Annotated in this window: 1 protein-coding gene; it reads left to right on the top strand. The window is 69.7% G+C overall.

Features of this window, described 5'->3' with window-relative positions:
* The coding region (locus tag D7V93_RS35760; RefSeq protein ID WP_147451515.1) for a hypothetical protein at positions 1–6,173 on the top strand (6,173 nt) is incomplete at both ends.

Genomic DNA, 6,173 nt, shown 5'->3' with positions numbered 1-6,173 from the left:
GTGGCGGCCTGGAAGGGTCGCATCGCCAGCACCACGGAGAAGGTCCCCGAACCCAAGCTGCCTCCAGCGCCGCGCTACACCTTCAAGATCCAGCAGGCCGCCGTGGACCCCAACGCAGTCCGCGCCGCGCGCCTCAAGCAGCTCGAGGACGAAGGCAAGCGCGCCATCACCCCGGCGAAGCAGCCGAAGGATCTGCCGGCCATCCCGGACGACCCGACCGGGAAGGCCTCCGCCCTGGTCGACAGCAAGTGCGACCGCAAGCTGGAGGTCCGCAACGCGAAGCTCCCCGACCTCCAGAAGAGCCCGCTGGGCCACGTGCCGGAGATTGGCGCGCAGCTCATGCGGGACGACGGCGGGCACCTGCTGATCAAGGGCCCCCTGGGCGACCTCGTCTACAAGCCCGGCGGCCCGAAGCCCACCGACCCGGAGAAGCTCAAGGACTGGACGCGGCTCCAGAAGAAGATCACCGACGCGGCCGAAAAGCAGAAGAAGGCGAAGGCCCAACCAAAGGAGCCCGCCAAGGGCATCACCGTCCTCGAAGAGGCCGCGCCCGCGCCCATCAACGTCCCCGACTTCGCCCGCGTGGACATCGGCGACGTGCTGGCGCGCCTGCTCGCCGCCCCGGACCGGTACGCCGACGCCTCCGTCCAGAAGGCCCGCGAGGCCTATGTCCCGGGCGGGCTCGACACGTCGTGGGGCGTCGCGCTCATCGCCGCCGAACGCCCCATCTTCGCCGCCGAGCTCCAGCGCGTCGCCGACGCCGCGCAGATCAAGAAGGAGGACCTGGACGCCAAGGTGGAGGCCCGCCGCAAGCACCTCGTCGATTCGCACGCGGCCACCACCGAGACGCTCAGCAAGGCCCACGAGGAGGCGAAGACGAGCCTCGTGGAGAGCGGGAAGACCTTCGGCGATGCCCTCTCACGTGTGCGTGCCTCGCTGGACGCCCAGGCCGAGGCCCGGGCCGCCGCCATCCAGGGAGGCGTGGACCTGACCGAGGCCCGCCGCAAGCGCGACGCGCTCCTCGCCGCGGTCGACACCAAGGTGGGCAGCTGGGTCGTCCGGTACGACCAGAACGGCAAGCGCTTCAAGGCGGCCTTCGCGAAGGCCGCGAGCGACCAGATGCGCGCCTACGAGCTCGCCGCGCTCCAGGACGAATGGCAGCTCAAGAAGGACGCCGGCGATGATCCGGTGAAGCTCAAGGCCGCGACGGAGCTGTACCGCCCCACCAAGAAGTGGCTCGACGACCGCCGCAAGGAGCTTGGCGCCGTCGTCAGTCAGGCCAAACGCGACATCGACCAGGGTGTCGAGACCTACCAGGAGGAGCTGCGCGGGGCCGGCAAGGCCGCCAAGGAGACCATCCGCGACTGGCACGCGCAGCAGATCGGCTACGAGCGCGGGTTCTGGGACCGGCTGATCAGCTGGATCATCGACTGGCTCGACACCGCCCACGACGAGAGCAAGGCGTGGGAGGCCGCGCGCGCCGAAGAGAACAAGACGTCGCTCGACAAGAACATGCTGTTCCTCGCGGAGGTGCGCCTGCGCCAGGGCGAGGAGCTGGACACCGAGGCGCTCGAGAAGCGGAACGACCTGGGCGAGGAGCAGAAGGCCATCCTCCTCTCCTACTACGGCAAGAACGGCAAGGACGCCGTCCAGGCGCTGGCGGAAGGGCTGGCCGTGCGCATCTCCGGCCAGCGGCGCAAGCCGCTCATGGAGGCCCTGGAGAAGGAGATCCTCGCCTCCAGCGACCTGGACCGCGTCCGGACTGTGGTGGACGCGCAGAAGCCGCAGTTCAGCGCCGACGCGCTCAACATCGTCGGGAAGGTGGAACAGGGCGTCAACCACACCTGGGGCACCGACGAGCAGAAGATCTTCGACGCGCTCGCGAACCTCACGCCCCTCCAGGGCCACTACGTCGAGCTGCTCTATGCGTCGCGCAACGGCGGCGAGAACCTGCGCGAGCGGCTCAAGAGCGAGCTGGACGACTTCTTCAGCACGAGCACGCACGACTGGGACAAGGCCGAGGCCCTGCTCTCCGGCAACGCCGCCAAGGCCGCCGCCGTGGAGCTGGACGACGCCATGGAGGGCACGTTCCTCGGCACCGGCCTGGGCACGGACGAGGAGAGGATCCTCACCCTGCTGCGCGGCAAGACGCCCGAGCAGATCGACGCCATCAAGAAGGCCTACAAGGAGAAGTACGGCCGCGACCTCGTCGCGAAGATGGACGACGAGCTGCGCAGCGGCGCCCTGAAGACGCACGACGTCGACGAGATGCACGCCCTGGTGGAGGGCCGCACCGAGGACGCGCGCGCCATCGAGATGGACCGCGCCATGCGCGGCTCGTGGTTCTTCGGCCTGGGCACGGACCGCAAGGGCATCGAGTCCGTCTACGACCGCATCCGCAAGGAGACGGAGGCCGACGCGCAGCAGTACGGCTGGGACTCCAAGACGTTCCGCGAGGAGCTGCTCAAGCGCAACCAGGCCATCGACGCGTCCTACGAGAAGCAGTACGGCAAGGACTGGACGGAGCGCGCCGCGGGCGAGAGCGCGCTCAGCGCCGCGTACCACGACGAGATGCGTGGCGAGGAGCTCAAGCTCATCGAGGGCCTGCGCGACGACAAGGGCCTCCAGGTCGACGCCGCGCGCATCCAGATCGAGCACACCAGCTTCTTCTACGCCGACGACAAGATCATCCGCGACGCCATGTCGGCGGAGGGCCGCCGGCAGATCGCCAACGAGCGGCGCGACGGCTACCTGGACATCCAGGAGCGGATCGACATCGAGCGGGGGTTGGACGAGGAGAAGGTCAAGCCCGCCTCCGAGGGCCCGCTCACGGCCGCGGACCGCAAGAAAGGACTCATCAGCGAGCTGGAGTTCCTGGAGAAGTGGAGCCCGGAGAAGGTCCAGGCGCGCTTCGCGAAGGAGCGCAAGGCCGTGGACGTCGCGGCGAAGGCCCACGCCCAGGCCAACGCCCAGGCGAACATGAAGGCGCTGGCGGCGGAGTACGACGCGACGTACTCGGTCGAGGGCTTCGAGATCACACAGTTCGAACAGGTCGTCCGCAGGGACACGTCCGGCGCGGACCGGGACGCGGTGGATGCCCTGCTCGCCAAGGGCTACCTCACGGACGCGGAGGCCGTGCAGTACGCGGTCCAGGGCGCCGGCACCGACGAGGACATCCTCAAGGAGGTGCTCGAAGGCAAGAGCCGCGAGGAGATCAACGCCATCGCCGAGGAGTGGGCGAAGAACAACCCGCCCGCCCCCTGGGACACACGCACCCCGTTCGAGCGTTTCCGCGCGCGCATCGCGGAGGAGCTGAGCGGGCGCGAGGCCTTCGACATCCTCGACGTGGTGGACTACGGCGAGGCCGTCACGCCCCGGGAGAAGCTGGCGCGGGCGCGGCGCCGGGAGGGCTTCGAGGAGCGGTCGTCCAACATGTTCTCCCGGTCGGCGCGAGAGCTCCTCCGGACCCAGACGTCCACGCTCGACGACGAGGTGCGGGCGCTGGAGCTGCACGAGGCGCGGCGGCCGAAACCGGGGGACAAGGACTACAACGCCGACACGCTGCGCGCGTGGCAGGAGGGCTGGGAGAAGAAGGCCGTCCGGGTGGAGCACCAGGCGGAGCTCGCGGACGAAGCGGTGAAGATGCACCGCGAGCAGGTGGACACCGTCACCGACTTCATCGTGACGCTCGCCAGCGCGGCGGTGATGGCCATCGCGGTCGTCATCGGCGTGGTGCTGAGCATCTTCGCCCCTCCGGTGGGCGTGGGGTTCTGGGCGGCGTTCGGCGCGTTCATGGCCAGCTCCACGGTGCTCGTGGGCACGGCGGTGGCCATCGCCGCGGTGACGATGATCGCCAAGGCGTCGCTCAAGGGGGCCGCCTACGGCTGGGAGGAGGCGGCCACCGACGCGGGCGTGGGCGCCGTGGACGCGCTCACCTCCCTGGCGACGGCGGGCATGGGCTCCAAGCTGCTCAAGCTGGGGTTCCTCGCGCGCATGGCGGAGGAAGGTGGCGTGCTCGCGCGCATGACGGCGCACGGCCTGGCCCAGGGGGCCGAGGGGCTGGTGCAGTCGGTGCCCTCCGCGTTCCTGGGCAACGTCCTCAACGACGAGAACTACAAGGGCGGCAACGCGCTGTTCAACGTGCTCGCGGGCACCGCGATGCAGGCGGCCCCGGGCGCCGTCCTCGCGGGAGGCCTGGGCGCGCTGGGCGGCATCTCCAAGCCCCGGCCGCCCCCGCCGCGCACCAGCGACCTGCTCGCCTTCCGGGGCACGCCCCAGGAGCGCGTGACGCTGTACCGCAAGTGGAAGGTGGAGAACCCGGCGGGAGGCATGAAGGACTTCCTGCGCGAGTTCGACGACAGCCTGCTCAAGCAGATGTCGGGCGACTTCGACAAGAAGCAGCTCCAGCGCGTGATGCGCAAGGAGCTGCTGACGCACGTCCCACCCGCGCAGCGCCGGGCGTTCGCGAACACGCCCATCGAGCTGGTCTCCGAGGCGGACTTCCTCGCGCTCACCGGCAGCGAGTCCGGGCAGGCCGTCACGATGTTCCGCCGGGGCAAGCCGACCATCGTCGTCAAGGCGGGCGCGGACCTGGCGGACCTGGGCGAAGAGGGCCTGCACCTGCTCCAGCGTCACGACAAGGCGACGCGCGACCTGGTGCGCTCGCTGGACGAAACGGCGCTGCGCCACTGGGACAAGCTGCCCGTCGAGAAGCAGTTCGAGCTGTACCGCAAGAAGCTGCTCCTGGAGATCGACGCGCAGGAGTCGCTGCTCGCCTCGCTGGAGGCGAAGCGCGGCGTGTCCATGGAGCCGGGCGAGGCGGCGCGGCGCCTCGAACAGGGTGAGCGCACGCTGGAGAACCTGCGCAAGCGGCTGGGCGAGGTGGACGCCTTCACCCCGGTGCAGCTCGCCGAGTTCGGCCAGGGCGCGCGCGCGAAGCCCCAGTACCTGCGCGAGCCGCCGCGGCTGTTCACCAAGAAGCCGCCGAAGACCGCGGTGGCGAAGAAGGCCGGAGGCAAGAAGGCGCAGCCCGCGGCCCTGGTCGTGACGGACACGCCTCCGGTCGTGCGGGAGCCGGGCCGGCCCGTGGATGTCTGGCCCAACACGACCCAGCACGCCGCCCATGAGGACATTGGCCCGTTCTCCAGGACGGGACCGATGGACGGGGACCCGTTCATCGCGACGGCGGAGCGCAACGTCTTCACGCAGCACCAGCGGGAGCGCACCACGCTCAAGCTGGATCCCGGCGACACCGTGGAGCAAGTGGGCCCCGCGTGGATGGAGGTCAAGCGCCGCACCGGGGAGACCCGCTACTACAAGCTGGTGGAGGTGACGCGCGCCAACGGCACCAAGGAACAGCTCCAGCTCGTCATGAACAAGCGCGCCGGCCAGCGCTGGGAGGTGCGCGGCAAGCTCACCCACGAGGCGGGTGGAACGCTGGAGAAGACGTCCTCCAAGAAGATGACGGAGGCGCTGCTGGGCGACCAGCTGGGCCCCACGAAGAAGTTCCGGCGGCTGGACTTCAAACCCCTGGGCGAGGCCCAGGGCAGCGGCTTCGACGAGATCCTCGTCGAGTTCGACGACGCTGGCGCACCGACGCGCGCGAAGCTGCACCTGGTGGAGGTGAAGGGCGGCGAGCATCCCCCGAGGCTCGAGAAGTTCACGGCGGTGGGAGAGAACCTCCGGTCGAACCTGCGCGAGCTGCGCGACAAGCTGGGCGATTTCTCCTTCAGGAAGGCGCATGGCCTGGAAGACGTCCACGTGGACGCCCTGCTCAAGGCCATCGATGAGTGGGACATCTCCATCGAGCTGCGGCTGGGCCACAAGACCCCGCTGCCGCCCGCCGGACGCGACCTGGTGGGACGCGTCGAGCGCATCGCGGACGCGTGGCGCAAGCTGTCACTCGTGCACGCCGCCATCCCCGCGGGCGACGTGGCCCGCCAGGAGCTCGAGGCCCTGATGGCGGGCTTCAAGGCGAAGCTGCACACGGGTCGCGTCACGGGGATGATGAAGGGGCTGGCCGAGGTGGAGAAGGCCCTCCAGGGCACGAGACGCACGAAGGGGCTGCTGGCGAAATGGAAGGTCGACACGAGTACCCTGCCGGGGCTCATCCGCAGCCTGGACCCCAACGTGAAGCCGGGGGAGATCTCCCGGATCCTGGAGACGTTCACGAC

It is taken from the genome of Corallococcus llansteffanensis (assembly GCF_003612055.1).
Lineage (GTDB): Bacteria > Myxococcota > Myxococcia > Myxococcales > Myxococcaceae > Corallococcus > Corallococcus llansteffanensis.
Note: the sequence above shows the minus strand (reverse complement) of the source record. Positions and strands in the feature narration are given on the sequence as shown.